19 protein-coding genes and 3 pseudogenes are annotated in these 20,118 nt (G+C 69.9%); 12 read left to right on the top strand and 10 right to left on the bottom strand.

What is annotated here, in order from left to right; all coding sequences use genetic code 11:
- Window positions 1-8: 8 nt before the first annotated feature.
- The 5 genes and pseudogenes from ACIBLA_RS25790 to ACIBLA_RS25770 form a co-directional block, all read right to left on the bottom strand.
- A pseudogene (locus ACIBLA_RS25790) lies at window positions 9-247 on the bottom strand (hypothetical protein).
- A 19-nt stretch (window positions 248-266) separates the two neighbouring features.
- On the bottom strand, window positions 267-503 hold the full coding sequence (locus ACIBLA_RS25785) for a hypothetical protein (RefSeq protein ID WP_399200021.1): 237 nt from the start codon (window positions 501-503) through the stop codon (window positions 267-269).
- A 488-nt stretch (window positions 504-991) separates the two neighbouring features.
- A complete protein-coding gene (locus tag ACIBLA_RS25780) occupies window positions 992-1,585 on the bottom strand; it encodes a phage tail sheath family protein (protein WP_399200020.1) in 594 nt (197 codons plus the stop codon).
- Between the two features lie 766 nt (window positions 1,586-2,351).
- Entirely contained in the window at window positions 2,352-2,792 is a 441-nt protein-coding gene (locus ACIBLA_RS25775) for a hypothetical protein (RefSeq protein WP_399200019.1), read from the bottom strand.
- 847 nt (window positions 2,793-3,639) lie between these two features.
- A pseudogene (locus ACIBLA_RS25770) lies at window positions 3,640-4,308 on the bottom strand (helix-turn-helix transcriptional regulator); the annotation flags it as partial.
- 282 nt (window positions 4,309-4,590) lie between these two features.
- Between ACIBLA_RS25770 and ACIBLA_RS25765 the strand changes: the two are divergent.
- From ACIBLA_RS25765 to ACIBLA_RS25735, 7 genes are all read left to right on the top strand, one after another.
- Window positions 4,591-4,962 (top strand): DUF2255 family protein, encoded by a 372-nt coding sequence (locus ACIBLA_RS25765; RefSeq protein ID WP_363246375.1) that lies wholly within the window; start codon window positions 4,591-4,593, stop codon window positions 4,960-4,962.
- 73 nt (window positions 4,963-5,035) lie between these two features.
- Window positions 5,036-6,049, top strand: coding sequence for a zinc-binding dehydrogenase (locus ACIBLA_RS25760; RefSeq protein WP_399200046.1), 1,014 nt, complete (start codon window positions 5,036-5,038; stop codon window positions 6,047-6,049).
- Window positions 6,046-6,846: a carboxymuconolactone decarboxylase family protein gene (locus ACIBLA_RS25755; protein WP_363246376.1), complete on the top strand. Its 801-nt coding sequence runs from the start codon at window positions 6,046-6,048 to the stop codon at window positions 6,844-6,846. Before ACIBLA_RS25760 ends, ACIBLA_RS25755 begins: the two co-directional genes overlap by 4 nt.
- Window positions 6,843-7,682 (top strand): SDR family oxidoreductase, encoded by an 840-nt coding sequence (locus ACIBLA_RS25750; protein ID WP_399200018.1) that lies wholly within the window; start codon window positions 6,843-6,845, stop codon window positions 7,680-7,682. Before ACIBLA_RS25755 ends, ACIBLA_RS25750 begins: the two co-directional genes overlap by 4 nt.
- 92 nt (window positions 7,683-7,774) lie before the next feature.
- Window positions 7,775-8,626 (top strand): aldo/keto reductase, encoded by an 852-nt coding sequence (locus tag ACIBLA_RS25745; protein ID WP_399200017.1) that lies wholly within the window; start codon window positions 7,775-7,777, stop codon window positions 8,624-8,626.
- Between the two features lie 33 nt (window positions 8,627-8,659).
- Window positions 8,660-9,637: an aldo/keto reductase gene (locus ACIBLA_RS25740; protein WP_363246379.1), complete on the top strand. Its 978-nt coding sequence runs from the start codon at window positions 8,660-8,662 to the stop codon at window positions 9,635-9,637.
- Between the two features lie 44 nt (window positions 9,638-9,681).
- Entirely contained in the window at window positions 9,682-10,101 is a 420-nt protein-coding gene (locus tag ACIBLA_RS25735; protein ID WP_399200016.1) for a cupin domain-containing protein, read from the top strand.
- A 51-nt stretch (window positions 10,102-10,152) separates the two neighbouring features.
- Here ACIBLA_RS25735 and ACIBLA_RS25730 read toward each other — a convergent pair whose 3' ends face one another.
- Entirely contained in the window at window positions 10,153-11,046 is an 894-nt protein-coding gene (locus tag ACIBLA_RS25730) for a helix-turn-helix domain-containing protein (protein ID WP_399200015.1), read from the bottom strand.
- 272 nt (window positions 11,047-11,318) lie between these two features.
- Between ACIBLA_RS25730 and ACIBLA_RS25725 the strand changes: the two genes are divergently transcribed.
- Window positions 11,319-12,302, top strand: coding sequence for an aldo/keto reductase (locus ACIBLA_RS25725; protein ID WP_363246382.1), 984 nt, complete (start codon window positions 11,319-11,321; stop codon window positions 12,300-12,302).
- 107 nt (window positions 12,303-12,409) lie between these two features.
- Window positions 12,410-13,309: an alpha/beta hydrolase gene (locus tag ACIBLA_RS25720; protein ID WP_363246383.1), complete on the top strand. Its 900-nt coding sequence runs from the start codon at window positions 12,410-12,412 to the stop codon at window positions 13,307-13,309.
- Window positions 13,310-13,349: 40 nt separating this feature from the next.
- Here the strand turns inward: ACIBLA_RS25720 and ACIBLA_RS25715 are convergent, their stop codons facing one another.
- Window positions 13,350-14,081 carry a TetR/AcrR family transcriptional regulator gene (locus ACIBLA_RS25715; protein WP_399200014.1) on the bottom strand — a complete coding sequence of 244 codons (732 nt, stop codon included), beginning with the start codon at window positions 14,079-14,081 and terminating at the stop codon, window positions 13,350-13,352.
- A 120-nt stretch (window positions 14,082-14,201) separates the two neighbouring features.
- Between ACIBLA_RS25715 and ACIBLA_RS25710 the strand changes: the two genes are divergently transcribed.
- Window positions 14,202-15,002 carry an NmrA family transcriptional regulator gene (locus ACIBLA_RS25710; RefSeq protein ID WP_363246385.1) on the top strand — a complete coding sequence of 267 codons (801 nt, stop codon included), beginning with the start codon at window positions 14,202-14,204 and terminating at the stop codon, window positions 15,000-15,002.
- A 177-nt stretch (window positions 15,003-15,179) separates the two neighbouring features.
- Here ACIBLA_RS25710 and ACIBLA_RS25705 read toward each other — a convergent pair.
- Window positions 15,180-16,384: pseudogene (locus ACIBLA_RS25705) on the bottom strand (IS256 family transposase).
- A 519-nt stretch (window positions 16,385-16,903) separates the two neighbouring features.
- Window positions 16,904-17,641, bottom strand: a complete 738-nt coding sequence (locus ACIBLA_RS25700; RefSeq protein ID WP_363246627.1) for a flavodoxin family protein — start codon at window positions 17,639-17,641, stop codon at window positions 16,904-16,906.
- A gap of 388 nt (window positions 17,642-18,029) precedes the next feature.
- Here ACIBLA_RS25700 and ACIBLA_RS25695 point away from each other — a divergent pair, with 388 nt between their 5' ends.
- The gene (locus ACIBLA_RS25695; protein WP_399200012.1) at window positions 18,030-18,854 is read left to right on the top strand and encodes a hypothetical protein; all 825 of its coding nucleotides are present in this window, start codon (window positions 18,030-18,032) and stop codon (window positions 18,852-18,854) included.
- Here ACIBLA_RS25695 and ACIBLA_RS25690 read toward each other — a convergent pair.
- A complete protein-coding gene (locus ACIBLA_RS25690; RefSeq protein WP_399200011.1) occupies window positions 18,824-19,495 on the bottom strand; it encodes a hypothetical protein in 672 nt (223 codons plus the stop codon). The genes ACIBLA_RS25695 and ACIBLA_RS25690 overlap by 31 nt on opposite strands.
- Before the next feature lie 329 nt (window positions 19,496-19,824).
- Between ACIBLA_RS25690 and ACIBLA_RS25685 the strand changes: the two genes are divergently transcribed.
- Window positions 19,825-20,085 carry a hypothetical protein gene (locus ACIBLA_RS25685; protein WP_399200010.1) on the top strand — a complete coding sequence of 87 codons (261 nt, stop codon included), beginning with the start codon at window positions 19,825-19,827 and terminating at the stop codon, window positions 20,083-20,085.
- Window positions 20,086-20,118: the final 33 nt, after the last annotated feature.

Below are 20,118 nucleotides of genomic sequence, written 5' to 3'. Positions count from 1 at the left end.
TCGGGGAACTAGACCTCGATGTACGCGACGACCACGACGGTGCGCAGCGCCGTGACCCAGTACAGGAGCCGTACGCGCTCGAGTTCGTCGGCGTACTGGAGCAGTTGGGGCCGGCACTGTTGCCGGGGATCGGCTCGCCGATGTCGGGGTCGACGGAGATGACGACCAGGGCGCGGTCCAGGGCGTGGATGTCTGCCTCGCTGGTGATGTTCTCCAGCTGCTTCGCCGCAGAGTCGGAGAACGCGATCCTGGCCGGCGTGAGGCCATCAGGCGACGGCCCGACGCTGCGCCGTGAGGCGGGCGAGGTGGGCCTCGCGCAGCTCCTCCCACGGGGTGCACTGCTCCGGGTCGGGCAGGCCATTGGTGGCGATGTCCTCCAAGACGGCGGCGAACCGGTCCGCATCCGCACGGGTCTTGGCCGCGTACGCGCGAACCGCGTCGGGGGCGCCGGGCTCCAGGGGCTGCCGGGCGGCGGTGTCGGCGGGGGCCGTCTGTTCGCTCATCGGGGCCTCCAGGGCGCGGAACTGGCGTGTGCCACCACGGTATCCGGCGGGCGCGGGCCCCGGGGCAACTCCGCACCACCCGGCCCGCTCCGGGCCGGGTGGTCGTCACACGCCGAGCGAGGACTCGACGTCACCCCAGGGATTCTTCCGCACCCCGCCGGCTCGCCCGGGGGCGATCCCGGCGGTTACTGTCCTCTGACAACGAAGTTGGACGGCTTGCCAGCGAAGTTGGACCGGTCAGGCGGCCATCCCGCGAACCGTTCCTTCCTCCGTGCTCGGCAGCAATTCATGGCGAAATCCCGGAGCGCGTCACGCAGCTGCTGGCCGGGACCAGCGGCGTGTACGACCCGGACGCCTGGCCGGCCGCCTGCGGGGTGGCGTGCGGGCGGCCGGCGGGACGTGTGGTGGTGTGGGGGTCAGATGTTCCGACGCTCTTGGGCGGCGTCGATGCGGGTCCTCTCCATGTCCCGGGGTTCAACGGTGGCTGGTCATACCTGGCCCATCTCCTGGGCGAACTGCAGGATCGTGAATTCGGCGGGCCGCACAGCCGCCAGGCCGACCTTGACGACGAGCCGACCCGCCGCGACATCGTCTTCCGTCATCGTGGTGCCCTTGCCGACCAGGACGAAGTACGCCTCCTGCGCTGTCGAGCCCATGAGGCCGCCCTGCTGCCACATGTTGTACAGGTAGGTGTCGGCGGCGGAGCGCAACCGCTCCCAGGTGGGCTGGCTGTTCGGCTCGAACACGGCCGAGCCCAGCACCTGCGAGATGTCGCGCCTGACGGCGTTGGCGAGGCGGCGGACGGGGATGTAGCGCCACTGGTCGGTGCCACTGAGGGTCCGCGCGCCCCAGATGAGCGTGCCCCGGCCGGTGAAGGTGCGGATGAAGTTGAGGTCGAGGTGGGTGGCCTGGTCGGTGTCACCGGCCTGGTGGAGCGGACCGTCGATACCGCGCAGGGCGATGTTGGCGGGGGCCTTCCACACGCCGCGCTGAAGGTCGGCCGCGGTCCAGGCTCCCGCGACGGCGCCGCTGGGTACGACCGGCTCGTCGTTGCCGCTCTGCCGCAGCCAGGGGAAGTACACCGCTCCGTAGCTGCGCGCGTCCTCGTCCAGGCCCCAGGCGTCGACCGCCGCGGCGGCCTGGCCGGGGGTGTGGTCGCGGTCGGTGTGCAGGGCCGGTGAGCGCGTGGGCCCGCTCGCCGGCCGCCTTGGCGCCCTGGTCCCACAGGCCGGGGGCGACCAGGATCGTCACGTCCCCCAGCGCGGTCACCGCCGCCAAGCCCTGCTCGAAGGTGGCGCCGGCGGTGTCGACCAGGTAGCAGTACCCGCCGCCGTTCTCGAAGTAGCTCTTGAGGACCGGGCCCAGGGCCTTGCGGACGTCCCCGTTGCCGTCATCGCCAGCCAGTTTGATGAAGTCCAGCCAACTGTTCACCCGTACCCCGCCTGCGGCCACACCGGGGAAGTCACCGACGAACGCCGTCACCGCGGTCCGCCCCGGCTGGACGCTCAGGCCGGTGCTGAACGTCTCCTCGACGTAGATGCCCGGGTTCACCGAAATCGCCATGCGACTCTCCTCCACTGTGGTGGGCACAACGCGGGTGATCTTCCACCGGGACCCCGGGCACCCGCCGCTGTTCGCGTGTTCTGACCAACGCCACACCGCGCTTCAGGTAATGCATCCAGCCCCACCACCCGAGCGGTCAAACTCCGCTGAGACACCCGCCACCCCGTCGAAAGGCGGGGTCCCCCGGCGACGCGGGTGTTCTCGTAGACGGCGAGGGCCTGGTTTGCCGTCCGAGCCCCGCCAGAAGGATCGGCGGGATTCGGAAGACGGTTCGGGTCGGGCTGTCTACTCGGGCTTGTCGATCGTCATGGTGAAGCTGAGGACCATGATCTGCTCGTACTTCGGAGGGAACCGCTGGCCGATCCTGAGGAGGGATTTGGCGTCGACGTCCACGTCGTTCTGCTCGATGGTGAACGTGCCGCCCCCAGCGTTCTTGTAGGTGTCGCCGACCTTGACGATGGCCTCCTTCTCCGGGCTGGAGACGGTCAGGGACGACGTGATGTTGTCGAAGTCGTCGCCGACGTCGCCCGTCGCGGTGAGGGTCTTGCTGCGGCCGGCGAACTTGCCGTCCTCGTAGAGCGTGACGGTCCACCCCTTCGGGATGGTCACCGAGCTGATGAAGTCGTTCTCGTCCAGGGCGCTCGTGTCGTAGGCGCCAGGCTGCAAGGTCTGGCTCTTGCCCTCGCAGCCGCGTTCGCCGTGCACGATCACGTAGTCGTTGGCCATGGTCCCCTCGCTTCGTTCGGTTGATCAAGACGAGGGTGACTGTAGGGATCAGGGACTCCGGCTGCGGCGGGGCTCGCCCGATCATTCACTCGTCCGGGGAGCGGAGCGAGGAGACCGGGAAAGCAGCCGGTCAAACTTCGTTGAGACGAACCCCAGGCAGTCAAACTTCGTTGAGACTCATCAAACTTCAGTGAGACGGGTCACCCAGGCGGTCACCGCTACGTTCCGTGCGGATCGCGCTTGCTCGGCAGCATGATCAGCACTGTCACGCTCCGTCCCGGATTTCCGGCCCTGGAAGGGGTCTCAGCCACCTCCGGACCCCGAGAAACGGACACAACGGGCACTTGTCGACGGGGGCGTGACAGTTTTCGAGGGGCGCGTGACACGGGTGTCACGCTCACGCTCCGTCAGCGTGACACGGGTCGCGGGCAGTTGTTGCCGGAGTCAGTGGCCCTCGGGGCGAGCGCGGGTGAGGAACGCGGCGAGCGCGCCGGCGGCCTCGGGCTCGGTGGTGGCGAGCCGGGCCGCGAACGCCAGCTCGTCGACGTCGGTACCGGGGACCAGGCGGGCGAGTTCGACGTCGGCCTGGACGTACCCGCCCGCGTCGCCGGGTGAGTTCGTCGCGTACGGCTTCGTCACCGTCGCGGGGCTCGGTCTGCTCCAGCGTGCCCAGCTCGCGCAGCGCCTGGAGCTCGTCGGCGCGGGCCGCGATCCGGGCGGCTTCGCGCAGCTCGGCTTCCCGGGCGGCGGCGGCCGCGGCGTCGGCGGCGAGCTCGGCTTGGACGACGTCGTCGGTGTCCGGGTCGTAGACGGTGCCCGGCGCCGCGTCGGCGAGCAGCTGGGCGAGGCGCTCCCAGAGCTTGGCAAAATCGGGGCTTTTGAGGAGCAGCTCGCCGACGAGCTGGGTGAGGTCGGGGGCGTCGGGGTCGGTGCCGGCCAGGGCACGCAGGCGGGAGACGCAGTGCCGGATCTGGTTGTCCCAGTCGGGGAAGATCTCGCGGGCGGCGGGGTGGAGGAAGAGGTAGCGGCCGAGGTTGCGCTGGGTGGCTGGCCAGTCCGCCAGGCCGGGGTATAGGGCGAGTCCGCCGGGGTTGTGGGCGAGGACGTCCATGCTGCGGCTGACGACGTAGGCCGGGCTCGGGCGCACGGTTTCCAGCAGCAGCTTCAGGTGCGGGCGCACGGTGCGGCTGGGGGCGGGGGCGGCCTGGGGTGCGTAGCGGGCGGCGCGGACGGCGAGGTCGCGCAGATGCTGGTGCTCGATGTCGTCGAGCTGGAGGGCGCGGGCGAGCGCGTCGATCACGGCGGGGCTGGGGCGGGTCTCCTTGCCGCGTTCCAGGCGGGTGTAGTAGTCGATGCTGACCCCGGCGAGCGTGGCCAGCTCCTCGCGCCGCAGTCCCGGAGTGCGGCGGACGCCGGGGCCCGGGGTGAGCCCGGCGGACTGAGGGCTGGTCTGGGTGCGGCGGGCGCGCAGGAAGCGTGCCAGCTCTTCGCCGCTGCTGGGCTGCTCAGGTGCCATACCGCCAGTGTCTCTCCGCCTTCGGTGCGACATGCGCCTGAGGGGGGCCCTGTCACACCCCCGCTGGCCACCCCCTGTCACATCCCGGCCTGCCTGCGGCGGCCGTAAGGAGGCACGGTTGATGGTGTCGCACCGTGCCCCAGTGTCCACCGCCCCGTGTTCCGGTGGCCTGGCCCGGTTCGGATGGCGTGCCCTTGGCGTGCGGGGAACGGTGGACGTGGTGCACGGCGACACGGCTGGTCAGGGGCCCGCCGCCTGGCCTTGGAGCGGAAGGGAGTGACGATGACGGACTGGAACGGCCCGGATCTGGAGAAGATCGCCGCGGCCGACGAGCTGGACCTGGCATCCGAACGGGCTAACGGAGCCCTGCGCGAGGCGGTGACGATGTGGGTGGTCCGCTCCGGCGACCAGCTGTACGTCCGCTCGGTCAAGGGCACCGACGGCCCCTGGTACCGGGGCACGCAGTCCCGCCACCAGGGCCGCATCCAGGCCGGCGGCGTCCGCCAGGACGTCACCTTCCACCCGGCCGAACCTGGCGAGTACCCGGGCGTGGACGCCGCCTACCGGGAGAAGTACGGGCACTACCCGAGCATCGTCGAGCACGTCCTGACCGACCGGGCCCGCGCCTCCACCCTGCGCCTCGAACCCCGCTGACCGGCCCGGAGACCGCCGACATCCCCCTTCTGACTCACAGAGCTACCGCAGAGCAACGAAAGGCAAGACCATCATCCGTGCCACCTTTATGTACGGCCCCGGCGACGTCCGGGTCGAGAACGTGCCCGACCCGAAGATCGTCGAGGCGACGGACGCGATCGTCCGGATCACGATGGCCTGCGTCTGCGGCTCCGACCTGCACCCCTACCACTCCATGGACAAGACCGACGAAGGTGCCCCGATGGGGCACGAATTCCTCGGAGTCGTCGAGGAGACCGGCTCTGCGGTCACCGGCCTCAAGCGCGGCGACTTCGTGGTCTCGCCGTTCGCGTTCGCCGACAACACCTGCCCGATCTGCCGGGACGGCTTCCACACCGCCTGCCCGCACGGCGGCTGGTACGGCGCCGGCGGCGTCGGAGGCGCCCAGGCCGACGGCACCCTGGTGAAGCTGCCCGCAGAGGTCGACAAGAGCCTGCTGCCGTCGCTGCTCGCGCTGAGCGACGCCTACCTCACCGGCTACCACGCCGCCCACATGGGCCGCGTCGAGGCGGGCAAGACCGTGACCGTGATCGGGGACGGCGCGGTGGGCCTGTCCGCGGTGCTGGCCTCGCGCCGGATGGGCGCGGAGAAGATCATCCTGATGGGCCGGCACACCTCCCGTACCGACCTCGGCAAGCAGTGGGGCGCCACCGACGTCGTCGCCGAGCGCGGCGAGGAGGGCATCGCCAAGGTGATGGACCTGACCGGGGGCGAGGGCTCCCACGTCGTGCTGGAGGCCGTCGGGCTCATGCCCGCCTACGAGCAGGCGTACGGCGTCGTGCGCCCCGGCGGGGTCATCTCCCGCGTCGGTGTCCCGCAGTACGAGGAGGCCCCCGTCGGCTTCGGGTCGCTGTTCGGGAAGAACGCCAGCCTGACCGGCGGGCCCGCCCCGGTGCGCGCCTACCTGGAGCCCGCGATCGCCGACGTGCTCGCCGGCCGCATCGACCCGGGCCGGGTGTTCGACGCCGAGGTCTCCCTGGCCCAGGTCGCCGACGCCTACAAAGCCATGGACGACCGCACCAATCTCAAGGTCGTGGTCCGCCCGTGACCGCCCGCAAGCCCAACCCGGCGGCCGCGGCCGCGCACGAGCGCCTCTTCCCCGGTCACGTCTCCACCCTCGCGGTCACTGACCCGGAGCTGATCGAGTACTTCGACAACTTCGCCTTCGACGAGGTCCTGCGCCACACCGGCGACCTGGACGAGCGCACCCGGCTGATGACGCAGCTCGCGGCGATGATCGCCGTCGGTGCCGTCTCCGAGTACCGGGTGATGGTCGGCGCCGCCCTCACTATCGGCGTCACCCCGGTTCAGGCGAAGGAGATCGTCTACCAGGCGGTTCCGTACGCCGGCATGGCCCGGGTCTTCGACTTCCTGCACGCCACCAACCAGGTGCTCACCGACCGCGGCATCGAACTGCCCCTGGAGGGCCAGTCCACCACCGGCCCGGACACCCGGACGGAACAGGGCCTGGCGGTCCAGAAGCAGATCGTCGGCGAGAAGGCGGTGGACGCCATGTACGCGAACGCACCCGCCGACGAGCAGCACATCCAGCGGTTCCTGAGCGGCAACTGCTTCGGCGACCACTACACCCGCACCGGCCTCGACGTCCACACCCGTGAACTGTTGACCTTCGCGATGCTCGCCGCGCTCGGCGGCGCCGACGCCCAGGTGAAGGGCCACGTCGCCGCGAACCTGAACGTCGGCAACACCCGCGCCACCCTGCTCGCCGTGCTGACCGGCCTGCTGCCGTTCATCGGCTACCCCCGCACCCTCAACGCCCTGGCCGCCGTCGACGCCGCCGCCCCGGCCGACACGGCCCCGACCACGAAGAAGGACAACGCATGACCTCCCGTACCTGGCTCATCACCGGTGCCAGCAGCGGCTTCGGCCACGCCCTGACCACCCAGCTCCTTCAGCGCGGCGACACGGTCATCGGCACCGTCCGCAACGTGGACAAGGTCGCCGCCCTGGCCGAGAAGTACCCCGACACCTTCCGCCCGGAAATCCTCGACGTCACCGACACCACTGCCGTGCGCAAGACCGTGGACGCCGCGTTCGAGGCCGGCCGGGTCGACGTGATCGTCTCCAACGCCGGCTACGGACTGTTCGGCGCCGCCGAGGAGATCACCGACGACCAGGTCGACCACATCATCGCCACCAACCTCACCGGCTCCATCACTCTGATCCGCGCGGCCATGCCGCACCTGCGCGCCCAGGGCAGCGGCCGCATCATCCAGATGTCCACCTACGGCGGGCAGGTCGCCTTCCCCGGCAACTCCATGTACCACGCCGCCAAGTGGGGCATCGAGGGGTTCGCCGAGTCGGTCGCCCAGGAGGTCGCCCCGTTCAACATCGGCGTGACGATCGTCGAGCCCGGCGGCGCGCGTACCGAGTTTCGCTACGGCAGCGCCCAGGTCGCCGACCCGATCGACGCCTACGACGGCAACCCCGCCCACGCCTTCCACGCCATGCTCGACCCGGCCAACGGCCTCGCCCCCGGCGACCCGCAGCGTATGGCCGCCCGCATCATCGAGTCCGTCGACACCGAGCCCGCCCCGCTGCGGATGGTGCTCGGCTCCCAGGCGCTGGATTCCACCCTCGGTGTGCTGCGCAAGCGGATCGAGGACTTCGAGGCCCAGCGCGACCTGGCGGCCTCCACGGACTTCCCCGCCGGCGAGTGACCCCCTCCAGGAACCCGGGCAGTCGGTAGCCGCTGCGGCCACCGCCCACACCGACCGGCCGCTCCCATCCCCCGAACGACAAGGAGACCTCCGTGCAGACCGTCACCCTGAACAACGGCATCGAGATGCCGATCCTCGGCTACGGCGTCTACCAGATCCCGCCGGACCAGACCGAGCAGGCCGTCGCCGACGCCCTCACGGCCGGCTACCGGCTTCTCGACACCGCGGCCGCCTACGGCAACGAGGAAGCCGTAGGCCGCGCGATCAAGAACAGCGGGATCCCGCGCGAGGAACTGTTCGTCACCACCAAGCTGTGGGTCCAGGACGCACCCGCCCAGGACAACACCCTCCGCGCGCTGGAGACGTCCCTGACCAAGCTGGGCCTGGACCACGTCGACCTGTACCTGATGCACCAGCCCTACGGCGACGTGTACGGGCAGTGGCGCGCGATGGAGACCGCGAACCGGGAGGGCCTGGCCAAGGCGATCGGCGTCGCGAACTTCTTCCCCGACCGGCTCCTGGACCTGATCCTCAACAACCAGATCGTCCCGGCGGTCAACCAGATCGAGACCCACCCCTTCTTCCAGCGCACCGCCGATCAGGCGCTGATGCGCGAGCACGGGGTCCAGCACCAGTCCTGGGGCGGCTTCGCCGAGGGCAAGAACGACCTGTTCACCCATCCCGTCCTGACCGAGATCGGCAAGGCGCACGAGAAGTCCGCCGCCCAGGTCGTGCTCCGCTGGCTGATCCAGCGGGACATCGTCACGATCCCGAAGTCGGTCAGCCCCGACCGGATGGCGCAGAACTTCGACGTCTTCGACTTCGCACTCACCGACCGGCAGATGACACAGATCGCCGGCCTCGACACCGGCACGACGCTGTTCTTCGACCACCACGACCCCGAGATGGTCGCCTGGCTCAGCAAGCGCCGCCTCGACAGCTGACCGCTGGACCCGCTCGACAGGAGAAGCACGACGATGAAGCACATCAAGCTGGGTGACTTGGAGGTTGCCCGGATCGGGCTTGGAGCGATGGGCATGTCCCACGGCCTGACCGGAGCCGGAAGCGACGACGCGGAATCCATCCGCACCATCCACCGCGCCCTCGACCTCGGCGTCACCCTCATCGACACCGCCGAGATCTACGGCCCCTACATCAACGAAGACCTCGTCGGACAGGCCCTCAAGGGCCACCGCGACCAGGTCGTGCTGGCCACCAAGTTCGGCATGATCGACCACGGCGGCGCCGGCGCCTGGAACCTCAACTCCAGCCCCGCCAACATCCGCACCTCGGTCGAGGGGTCGCTGAAGCGGCTGGGCACCGACCACATCGACCTGTACTACCAGCACCGCGTCGACCCGGACACCCCCATCGAGGAGACCGCCGGCGCCGTCGCCGAGCTGATCGCCGAGGGCAAGGTCCGCCACTTCGGACTGTCCGAGGCCGGAGCGGACACCATCCGCCGCGCGCACGCCGTCCACCCCGTCACCGCCGTGCAGTCCGAGTACTCGCTGTGGACCCGTGGCGTCGAGGACCGCGTCCTGCCCGCCCTGCGCGAGCTGGGTATCGGTCTGGTGCCGTTCTCTCCCCTCGGACACGGCTTCCTCACCGGCACCGTCCGCGACGAGAACGACTTCGAAGAGGGCGACTTCCGGCGCGGCAACCCGCGCTTCACCGGCGAGAACTTCCGGCGCAACCTCGCGCTCGCTGACGAAGTCCAGGCCATCGCCGCCGAGGTCGGCGCCACACCCGCGCAGGTCGCCATTGCCTGGCTGCTGGCCCAGGGCGACGACATCGCCCCCATCCCCGGCACCAAGCGCGTCGCCCGCGTCGAGGAGAACACCGCAGCCGACAGCCTCCTGCTCAGCCCCGAGGTCCTGACCAAGCTCTCCAGCCTCCCCCCGGCCGCCGGCGACACCCACACCGAAGCCGGCCTGGCCATGCTGGAACGCTGACCCAGCTTCCTCACCCCCGCCCGCACGAAAGCAAGGAGCATCCCGTGGAGTTCGTCACCCCGAAGCCGACCGGCAAGGGACCCGAGGACTGGTTCAACGGCGACGTCTGGTTCGACGTCATCCACGCCGGTCAGGAACCCTCCCGCCTGCGCGCCAACATGGTGCGCTTTGCTCCCGGCGCCCGCACCGCCTGGCACCACCACGCGGTAGGCCAGACCCTGCACGTCGTCGCCGGCGTCGCCCTGGTCGGCACCCGCGACGGGGTCGTCTTCGAGACCCACCCCGGCGAGACCGTCACCTGCCCGCCCGGCGAGGAGCACTGGCACGGTGCCACCGAGGAGAACTTCATGCAGCACCTTGGCCTGTGGGACGGCACCGCCCCCGACGACGACCGCCCAGAGACCACCTGGCTCGAGCACGTCACCGACGACCAATACAATGCTCCGCGCACCCGCAGCCACTGATGGCGTCTCACAAACGTTGGTCGGGCTTGTTTCGCGATCTTCCCTTGGTGCTCACCGGTTCTGTCGATCGGCGGTGCCGGTGCTGCTGGCGGGCGAGGGGTTCTCAGTGGCGGCCCAGGTGGCCAGGAGGCGGAGGGAGTCGGCGCTGGGGGTGTTGGGGGTGGCGGTGTAGATGACGAAGGTGAGGTCGGGGTCGGAGGCCAGGGGCATGGCCTCGAAGTTCAGTTCCAGGTCTCCGACGGCCGGGTGGTGGATCTTCTTGGTGCCGGTGCGGTGCTGGCGGACGTTGTGGTCGGCCCAGTGTCTTCGGAAGGTCTCGCTGCGGGTGGACAGTTCCCCGATGAGGTCGGTGAGGTCTTTGTCGTAGGGGTTGCGGCCGGCTTCGGTGCGGAGGATCGCGGTGATGCCGTCGGCGGTCTGCTCCCAGTCGGGGAAGAAGTCATGGGCGGCGGGGTCGAGGTAGATGAACCGGGCCGCGTTGGCGGGGCGGCGCGGGTCGGCCAGGAGCGGCGCGTACAGGGCGCGGGCCAGGTGGTTGGTGGCCACCAGGTCCTGGCGGCCGTTGTGGATCCAGGCGGGTCCGTCGCGGACGGCGTCCAGCATGTACTGCACAGCGGGCCGCAGGCGCCGCGCGGGAGTGCGGCGGCGGGAGGCGGCGGGGGCGGGGGCACGTCGGGCCAGGTCGTACAGGTGCAGGCGTTCGGCGTCGTCGAGCTGCAGGGCGTGGGCGACGGCGTCCAGGACGCTGTCGGAGATCCCGGACAGGTTGCCGCGCTCCATGCGCACGTAGTAGTCGACCGAGATGCCGGCCAGCGTCGCGGCCTCCTCGCGCCGTAGCCCCTTGACCCGCCGGTGACCGCCCCAGGCGGGCAGTCCGGCCTGCTCAGGGGTGATGCGGGCGCGGCGGGACGCGAGGAATTCCCTGATCTCGGCGCGGTCGTCCATGCCTTCCACGGTAGGCGAGGGCCCTGGGATGAGGGAGGTACTGGCGTTACCCGGAAGACCCGTCACTGCCCCCGCCGGACAGAACGACGTTTCCTGGGGATGTGCCGTTCACGACGGCCGGGCCCACCTGAGGCCCCGTCCTGCCTGAGGCACCTGAGCAGCGATGACGACGTGCAGGACGTGGCCGATCCCGGCCCTGATCCCCGCTGGCAGCGCCGGTGACGCCGTCCACCGCTCCGTGCCAACCGAGCTCCAACCCGAGGAATGATCACATGAAGCACACCACTCTGGGAGATCTGGACGTCTCCCGCATCGGCCTGGGCGCGATGGGCATGTCGGTCTTCTACACCGGCGCCGGCAGCGACGATGCAGAGTCCGTGCGCACCGTCCAGCGGGCGGTCGACCTGGGCGTCACGCTCATCGACACCGCCGAGGTCTACGGCCCCTACACCAACGAGGAACTTCTCGGCCGGGCACTGAAGGGTCGCCGTGACGAGGTAGTCCTGGCGACCAAGTTCGGCCTGATCTCGCACGGAGCTCCGAACGGCGGCATGGGCGTCCTGGACAGCAGCCCGGCGACCGTCCGTGCCGCCGTCGAAGGCTCGCTCAAGCGGCTGGGGACCGACCACATCGACCTGTACTACCAGCACCGCATCGACCCGGGCACGCCGATCGAGGACGTGGCGGGTGCGGTCGGCGAGCTGGTGGCCGAGGGCAAGGTCCGTGCGTTCGGCCTGTCCGAGGCCGGTCCTGACACGATCCGCCGGGCCCACGCCGTGTACCCGGTCTCGGCGGTGCAGTCGTCGTACTCGCTGTGGACCCGCGAAGTCGAGGAGCGGGTGTTGCCCGCGCTGCGTGAGCTCGGCATCGGCTTCGTGCCGTACGCGCCGCTCGGCCACGGCTTCCTCACCGGAACCCTCCGCTCGCCCGAGCAGTTCGACGAGGGCGACTGGCGCCGGACCAGCCCGCGCTTCCAGGGCGAGAACTTCCAGCGCAACCTGGCCCTGGCCGACGAGGTGCGGGCCATCGCAGACGAGGCCGACCTCACTCCGGCCCAGATCGCGCTGGCCTGGCTGCTGTCCCGCGGCGAGCACATCGTCCCGATCCCCGGCACCAAGCGCGTGGCCCGCGTGGAGGAGAACACCGCCGCCGACGCGGTCGAGCTGAGCGCCGAGCATCTGACCCGGCTCGACAGTCTGCCCCCGGCCGTCGGCCACGACCACAACGAGGCCGAGCGGCAAACGATCGAACGCTGACCTGCCCGGCAGCCCCCGCCACACCGGTCCACGGCACTGTCCGTACTGATCGTGCAGCCCACCGCCCCTTCACCCGTAGGCCCGTAGCAACCCATCAGAGGATTCCCGTGCGCACTTCTGTCACGTTCAAAAGCAACAACCTGGCCATCTCCGGCGTCCTCTACCTGCCCGACGACTACGACGGCAGCCCGCGACCCGCCGTCGTGGTGGGGCATCCGGCCGGCGGCGTGAAGGAGCAGACCGCAGGCCGCTACGCCGAGGAACTTTCCCGCAAAGGATTCGCGGCCCTGGCCTTCGACGCCGCCTACCAGGGCGAGAGCGAAGGCCAGCCGCGCGGCCTGGAGGACCCCTTCCAGCACGCCGAGGACGTCCGCGCCGCCGTCTCCTTCCTCAGCACCCGCAGCGAGGTCGACCCGCAGCACATCGGCGCCCTGGGCATCTGCGCGTCGGGCGCCTACGTCCCCTACGCCGCCCAGACCGATCGGCGCATCAAGGCCGTCGCCACCGTCAGCGCCGTCGACCCCGGCGCCGAACTGCTCGCCGAGCCCGAGGTCCGCGACCACCTGCTCGACCAGGCAGCACTGCTGCGGACCCTGGAGGCCCGCGAAGGTAACGCGTATGCCACCAACCTGCTCCCCGGCACCCAAGCCGACGCGGACGCCCTCCCGGCGGGCAGCATGTTCGGCGAGAGCTACGGCTACTACCGCACGCCGATCGGACAGCACCCCCGGTCCACCGGCTGGGGCGTAGCCCGCTTCGACCTGATCGCCCAGTTCGAGCCTTACCGCAACAACAGCTGGCTCGCAACGCGACCACTGCTGATGATCGTCGGCAGCAAGGCCGACACCCGCGTCTTCAGCGAGACCGGCGTGGCCCTGGCCGGCGAGAGCGCGGAGCTGTTCGACATCGACGGGGCGACCCACTTCGACCTCTACCACCGCGACACGTACGTCTCCCAAGCCGTAGACAAGCTCGCCGCCTTCTACGGCACCCACCTCAAGAACTGAGCCCGGTCCACGCTGCCGCCGCCTGGTCGCGCCAGCCGCCCTACCGGCCGTCCGGGCCGCCGCTCGCCGTGGGGTGCCGGTCGAGATTCAAGGAGCGCAGAAGCTGGGTGATTTCGTCGTCGTAGAGCTTGTCCAGGAGGGTGGTGCGGGCGGGGAGGTGCCCGTAGACCTCCAGGCTGATCAGGCCGTGCAGGTGGGCCCAGATGCGCAGGGTCAGGGCGACGCTGGCGGGCGGGATGTCGGGGAATGACGGGCGGACCTGGTCGAGGAGATCGGGTTCGAAGTCGGACCAGTGGAAGTCGCTGTCGGCGTACAGGTGCCCGGCAAGGGGCCAGGCGGCGGCGGCCAGGGCGAGCAGGCCGGTGCAGAAGCGCAGTTCGGCCTGGGGGGCGGCGCCGCCCTCGGGGGGCTGGTAGCCGGGTACTGCGTCGCCGTAGATGAGGCGGAAGCCTTCGGGGTTGGCCAGTGCCCAGGTCCTCAGGGCGTGGGCCCAGGCCCTGATCCGGCTCCCGGTGTCCAGGCCGGCCGCCTGGACGGGGACGTCGACGGTGTCGGCGAGCGAGGTGTAGACGTCGTCGATGAGGGCGGTGACCAGGTCGTCGCGGGTGGCGAAGTAGCCGTAGAGGGCGTTGGGGGTCATGCCGATCTGGCGGGCGATGGCCCGCAGGGTGATCGCCCCCGGGCCGCCGGTGGCCATCAGCTCCAGCGCCACGCTCTTGATCTCGGCCGTCGTCTCGGTGCGCAGGCGTTCGCGCCGTCCCATGGTCGCCATCCCGCAACTTTACAGCGTCCCCATACTGCTCGCTGTTCGAAAACTTCACACCGTATAGTTATTCACGGCGTCCACTCGCGATGAGTGGACCGCCCCGATCAGCAATCAGGAGAAGAAGCCATGTCTGCATCCGCGCAGCTCACCCTTGTCCTCGGGGGCACCGGCAAGACCGGTCGCCGCGTCGTCGACCGGCTCACCGCCCTCGGCCACCCGGTCCGCATCGGCTCCCGCTCGGGCCGGCCCCCCTTCACCTGGGAGGACCCGGCGACGTGGAAGCCCGCCCTCGAGGGGGTCGACCGTGTCTACATCGTCCACCCCGACCCGTTCCAGCCGGACTACGCCGAGCAGATCGGCGCCCTTGCCCGGGCCGCGGCCGACTGCGGCGCGGGACGTCTGGTCCTGCTGTCGGGCCGGGGGGACAGCGCTTCCCAGGCCAGCGAGGAGGACGTCAAGGTCCCCGGGGTGGAGTGGACCGTGGTGCGCGCGGGCTGGTTCAACCAGAACTTCAGCGAGGCGTTCTTCCTCGACGCCGTCCGCGCCGGCGAGCTCGCCCTGCCCGCCGGCGACTGGACCGACGGCTTCATCGACGCCGACGACATCGCCGACGTGGCGGTCGCCGCCCTCACCGAAGACCGCCACCACGGCAAGACCTACGAACTGTCCGGGCCCCGCCTGCTCAGCTTCGTCGACATCGCCGCGGAACTGTCCGCAGCCACCGGACGCCACATCACCTACACCCCGCTCACCCCGCAGCCGAGCCCCGCTGGCGAACCCGACATCATGGCCGAGGTGTTCGCCTCGGACCCCGCCGCACCGCACCGGCAGCTCGCTCACGGAGTCCAGGAAGCTCTCGGCCGCGAGCCCAAGGACTTCTCCCAATACGCCCGGGAGACCGCGGCGACCGGCATCTGGAACGCCTGACCGCATCCAGCCGGGCGACCGATCAGGCCGCCCGGCTGTAGCCCTCGGCACCGGGCCGCTCGTCACCGCGGAGCCGGCTGAAGTCGACGTCCAAGTGCGGGTCGCACCCCTCACGCTGAAGCCGAGTTCGTGTCGGAGGGGTGTGTCAATTTAACGGCTGATCTTGGTTGTTGAGGTTCAGTTGTTGGCTGGTGTGAGCCGGCCCTCGAAGGCGATCTGGAACGCGTTGAGTGCTGCCTTCCAGCGTATGGTCCATCGCTTGCGACCCTTGCCGGTCGGGTCGAGGCTCATCAGTGCCATGTAGATGCACTTGAGGGCAGCGGCCTCGTTGGGGAAGTGTCCGCGGGCCCGGACGGCCTTGCGGATGCGGGCGTTCACGGACTCGATCGCGTTCGTGCTGCAGATGACCTTGCGGATCTCGACGTCGAAGGAGAGGAAGGGCACGAACTCGGCCCAGGCGTCCGACCACAGCTTCACGATCGCCGGATACTTGCGGCCCCACGACTCCTGGAATTCCAGGAACCGCTCCGTCGCCGCGTCTTCGCTGGGTGCGGTGTAGACGGGCTTGAGGGCCTTGGCGACCTTGTCCCATTCCTGGCGGGCCGCGTAACGGAACGAGTTCCGCAGCAGGTGAACCACACACGTCTGGACAATCGTGCGAGGCCAGACGGCCTCCACCGCCTCGGGAAGGCCCTTGAGCCCGTCGCAGACCAGCATGAGCACGTCGTCCAGGCCGCGGTTCTTCAGCTCGGTGAACACATGCAGCCAGTACTTCGCGCCCTCGCCGCCGTCGCCGGCCCAGAGCCGAGGATGTCGCGGGTGCCGTCCACGGTCACTGCCATCACCACGTAGATGGGACGGTTCGCGACCTGCCCGTCCCTGATCTTGACGTTGATGGCGTCCACGAACAGGACGGGACAGACGCGGTCGAGGGGACGGTTCTGCCACTCGGCCATGCCCTCCATCACTGTGTCGGTGATGGTGGAGATGGTCTGCTTGGACACCTCGGCGCCGTAGACCTCGGCCAGGTGAGCGGCGATCTCGCCATGCGTGAGCCCCTTCGCGGACAGCGACAGCACCATCTCGTCGACCCCGGTCGGCCGCCGCTGCCGCTTCTTGACGATCTGCGGCTCGAACGTGCCCGAGGTGTCACGCGGCACCTTGACCTCGACCGGCCCGACGTCGGTCAGCACGGTCTTGGCCCGGCCTCCGTTGCGGGAGTTGCCGCTGCCCCGGCCGCCGACATCATGCTTCTCATAGCCGAGGTGATCGGTGATCTCACCTTCCAGCGCAGATTCCAAGACCCGCTTGGTCAGCTGCTGCAGCAGCCCGCCCTGCCCGGTCAGCTGCAGCCCCTCCGACCGGGCCCGCTCCACCAGCATCGCGACCAGTTGCTCGTCGGACACGGGCGCAGACTGCCCGGACTGGGCACTCTCGACAGGCTCCACGGTCTCCAACGATCCGTGACGGCGGGATCGCGGTCGTCGGGTGATCAGCGAAGTGCTGCTGGACGTCGTCGTAGGAGGCGGCACCGCCCAGGTCGGTGATTCGGTGCAGCACCGCCCGGGCCCCAGGCATCAGCGCTGCGATCACCTGGAACAGCTGCCGGTCCGTCCAGCCGTCCCCGAGGTCGTCGTCGGCGAGGTCCTGCGGGCCGGGGCGGAGGTCCGCAGCCGGGGGGGGCGCAGGGGCGGCCCCTGCTTCCAACCAACGCGGCTGCCCATGCCGCTGGTGTCCCTAGGTCCTGTCCGGGCGATCTTGTCGGATAGCCCGGGGCGTCTGGTGCGGTGCGTCGCAAGGCGCCGAAGTGCCCGCAGGGTGGTTTCCTGTGGGCATTTCGGCAACGCGGCGAGGTGCCGTGCCAGGCGTTCCGGGCCCGGCAGAGATCGCCCGGACAGGGCCTAGCGGTGTTCCGGGTTTTCGTAGTCGTGGCGGCAGCCTGCGTCCCAGGCGGTGCGCTGGTTGCCGTAGGCGGGGATGCCATCCAGGTCCTTCAATGCCCGGGCCAGGTGGAGCAGGTTCCAGGTCATGAACGTGGTGTTGCGGTTGGTGAAGTCGTTTTCGGGTCCGCCGGAGCCCGGGTCGAGGTAGGAAGGGCCGGGGCCGGCCTCGCCGATCCATCCGGCGTCGGCCTGGGGAGGGATGGTGTACCCCAGGTGTTGGAGGCTGTAGAGGACATTCATCGCGCAGTGTTTGACGCCGTCCTCGTTGCCGGTGATCAGGCAGCCACCGACGCGACCGTAATAGGCGTACTGGCCTGCGTCGTTGAGAAGACTGGAGCAGGCGTAGAGGCGTTCGATCACCTGCTTCATCACGGAGCTGTTGTCGCCCAGCCAGATCGGTCCGGCCAGCACGAGGATGTCGGCCGCCATGACCTGACGGTAGAGGTCCGGCCAGGCGTCGGTCTCCCAGCCGTGCTCCGTCATGTCGGGCCACACGCCCGTGGCGATGTCGTGGTCGACGGCCCGGACGATGTCGACGTGGACACCTTGGCCTTCCAAGATTGCGGTACTGCGACCGATCAGGCCCTGGGTGTTGCTCGTCCCCGGCGAGCGCTTGAGGGTGCAGTTGATCACCAGCGCCCGCAGGTCGTCGTAGCGGGCCGGCGGTGTGTCGGTGGCGGGCGACGAGGCGGTCACACGGTCCTCCCGGAACTCTCTGCGCAGCACGATGCTCGGCGGCGCGCGTCCACATCCGGATCCAGCCTGCGGGCAGCCCGCGGCAGCCGCCATCACAGGGCCGCCGAATGGCCTCGGCATGCCCGAGGCATCGGTGTCCGCACGGCCGCCTCGGCCGGCTGCCTGTGAGTGGCCGGGCTCGGTGGCGGGCGGAGCTGCCGCGTCCGTTGTGATCATTACCGCGATTGAAGGCAGGGTTCCGCTTCAACTCGCGGGACCATTGGGACGGTTATGAGCCACGGCCGATAGCTTCCTGTGCCCGATTGATTCTTCTGCGTAGTGTCCTGCGCTCGTGGCACGCAACTCGTACACGTGTCGCATTTCTCTCAAGGGAAGGACACACGCTTCCGTGTCTTCACACAGACATCAAGCACCAAGGCGCCGGGCGCGCATCGCGGCCGGGGCCGCGTTGCTCCTGGTCGTCGAGACCGCGCTCATAGCCGGGGCGTCGCTGCCGACCAGCGCCGCGCCCGTGCCGGATTCCGGTGCCGCGAAGGCGGTCCAGCCGTCGAAGGCCGACATCCTCGCCTCCGACATGGCCTGGGCGGCCAAGCACGCGAAGGGCTCCAAGGCGTGGGCGATCACCGAGGCGAAGAAGACCGGCAAGAAGGTCGTCGTCACCGACGAGACCACCGAGACGACCTACACCGTCGCCAACCCGGACGGCACCCTCACCACCGAGCTGACCGCGGGCCCCGAACGGGTCTGGAAGAACAGCAAGTGGCAGAAGGCCGACGCCACGCTCACCGAAGCCCCGGACGGCAGCATCACCGCGAAGGCGCACCCGGGCGGCCTGCGCCTGGGCGGCAAGGGCGGCCAACTGCCGAAGTCGCTGCGCGCCGCGCAGAACGACAGCGCCCGCGATCTCGTCACCCTGGGCAGCGGCGACAGCCAGGTGACCCTCCAGTGGAAGGGCGGTCTGCCGCAGCCCGAGCTGGACGGCACCCGCGCCCGCTACAACAACGCCGTGCCCGGCGCCGACGTCATCGTCGAGGCCACCCGTACCGGCTTCGAGCAGTTCGTTGAACTCGGCGAGCGGCCCACCGGCACCTACACCCTCCCGGTCAAGGCCAAGGGCCTGAAGGCAAAGGCGAACAAGGACGGTTCGGTCACTTTCACCGACGCCCGCACGGGTGCCGTCTTTCAGGCGGGGTGCCAGCCGTCGCCCTCGTAGTCGGCGATGATCTCCGGGGCGTCCTGGTCCAGCCAGCGGAGCCCGTCGGCGGTGGGTGAGATGAACGGCCTGGCATCCTTCATGCCCTCCCGCCCTATCGCCAGCCCATCGCCGTCGAGGGCGTCCGCCGCGCTGGTGAGGTACTCGGCGAGAGTGAAACCGAGGTCCTGCGGAGGCGTCGCATCACCCCAGGTGCCGAGGTTCCCGTCACCGTCGACCCACATGCCGTACATGCCGGCGTCTGCCAGGTCCGCCAGAAACGGGATACGTGGACCGGCTTCAGGAAAGACACCCGATCCGGCCAGACCGACCGCCTCACCGAGGGGCAGCCACCCGAACCCGCCCGGCAGGAAACACGAGGCGTTCTCGTGCATCCAGTGCGGGTCGGCCGGGTCCGGAGGGACCACATCGTGGGGGTAGTCGGCGTAATGCCCGGCCTCGTTGATGCCGTCATGCAACAGGTACAGCTCCCGAAGCCCAGGCGGGAAGGCCACCCCGATCTCGTCCTCGACAGCACGGATCGCCTGCTCACCGGCCGGCGGGCGCAGCATGCTCCGCGTCAAGACGGCATGCTTGCTCAGCCACTGCTCAATGCGCTCCCACGCGGCGGTCACTCGCGCGGCATCATCAGCTTCGGTCATGCCCCCGAATCTAGCGGAGCGGTGATCGACGGGACACGCTCTGCGCTATCGGCTCGGGCCCTGGCGGCGGAGAAGACCCGCGTCTAAGGATGCGGGTCTTCTCCGTACGACCCGGCCGACAACGGGGGCAGTGCGCGTTCCGGTAACGAGAGGCCTCGCGAGAGGTTACGGGTCGACGGCCACGAGCGGCGGGCCCTCTGGCAGGCCGGCCACAGCCGGCGTCCTCGGCACGGGCGTGCGACTTGCCGGGCGGCCCGACAGGCCGCCGACGGGGACGGGCAGGTGTCCGCACCCTGCGCACCGAACTCGACACCGCGGGCCTCACCTCCATGACACCCACCATCGACATCGCCGCCGCCTTCCACCAAGCCGCCCTCGACGACCACGACGCCCTGGACGCCACCATCACCCGGCTCCGCGAGCACACGAGCGACAGCTCGTACGGCTACTACACCGACATCGCGCACTTCATGGCCGACCTCCCGCTGCCCGACAACCACACCCCGCCGCGCTGGCCGAACACCGAGCAAGCCACCCGCACCCGGCGGCGAAACCTCGTCACCGCCCGCCGCCAGCACACCGGGCAGTGACACACACTGGCCCTGCCGGATCAACTGATCCGG

This window comes from Streptomyces sp. NPDC050433, from assembly GCF_044458565.1.
Classification (GTDB): domain Bacteria; phylum Actinomycetota; class Actinomycetes; order Streptomycetales; family Streptomycetaceae; genus Streptomyces.
This window is presented reverse-complemented; position numbering and strand designations above follow the sequence as displayed.

Bases quoted from the DNA above. Each gene is read 5' to 3' on its own strand.
- ACIBLA_RS25730 (WP_399200015.1), bottom strand. From the start codon at position 11,046: ATGGACGACCGCGCCGAGATCAGGGAATTCCTCGCGTCCCGCCGCGCC.
- ACIBLA_RS25685 (WP_399200010.1), top strand. From the start codon at position 19,825: ATGACACCCACCATCGACATCGCCGCCGCCTTCCACCAAGCCGCCCTC.
- ACIBLA_RS25715 (WP_399200014.1), bottom strand. From the start codon at position 14,081: ATGGCGACCATGGGACGGCGCGAACGCCTGCGCACCGAGACGACGGCC.
- ACIBLA_RS25690 (WP_399200011.1), bottom strand. From the start codon at position 19,495: ATGACCGAAGCTGATGATGCCGCGCGAGTGACCGCCGCGTGGGAGCGC.
- ACIBLA_RS25750 (WP_399200018.1), top strand. From the start codon at position 6,843: ATGACCTCCCGTACCTGGCTCATCACCGGTGCCAGCAGCGGCTTCGGC.
- ACIBLA_RS25775 (WP_399200019.1), bottom strand. From the start codon at position 2,792: ATGGCCAACGACTACGTGATCGTGCACGGCGAACGCGGCTGCGAGGGC.
- ACIBLA_RS25710 (WP_363246385.1), top strand. From the start codon at position 14,202: ATGTCTGCATCCGCGCAGCTCACCCTTGTCCTCGGGGGCACCGGCAAG.
- ACIBLA_RS25785 (WP_399200021.1), bottom strand. From the start codon at position 503: ATGAGCGAACAGACGGCCCCCGCCGACACCGCCGCCCGGCAGCCCCTG.
- ACIBLA_RS25725 (WP_363246382.1), top strand. From the start codon at position 11,319: ATGAAGCACACCACTCTGGGAGATCTGGACGTCTCCCGCATCGGCCTG.
- ACIBLA_RS25765 (WP_363246375.1), top strand. From the start codon at position 4,591: ATGACGGACTGGAACGGCCCGGATCTGGAGAAGATCGCCGCGGCCGAC.
- ACIBLA_RS25740 (WP_363246379.1), top strand. From the start codon at position 8,660: ATGAAGCACATCAAGCTGGGTGACTTGGAGGTTGCCCGGATCGGGCTT.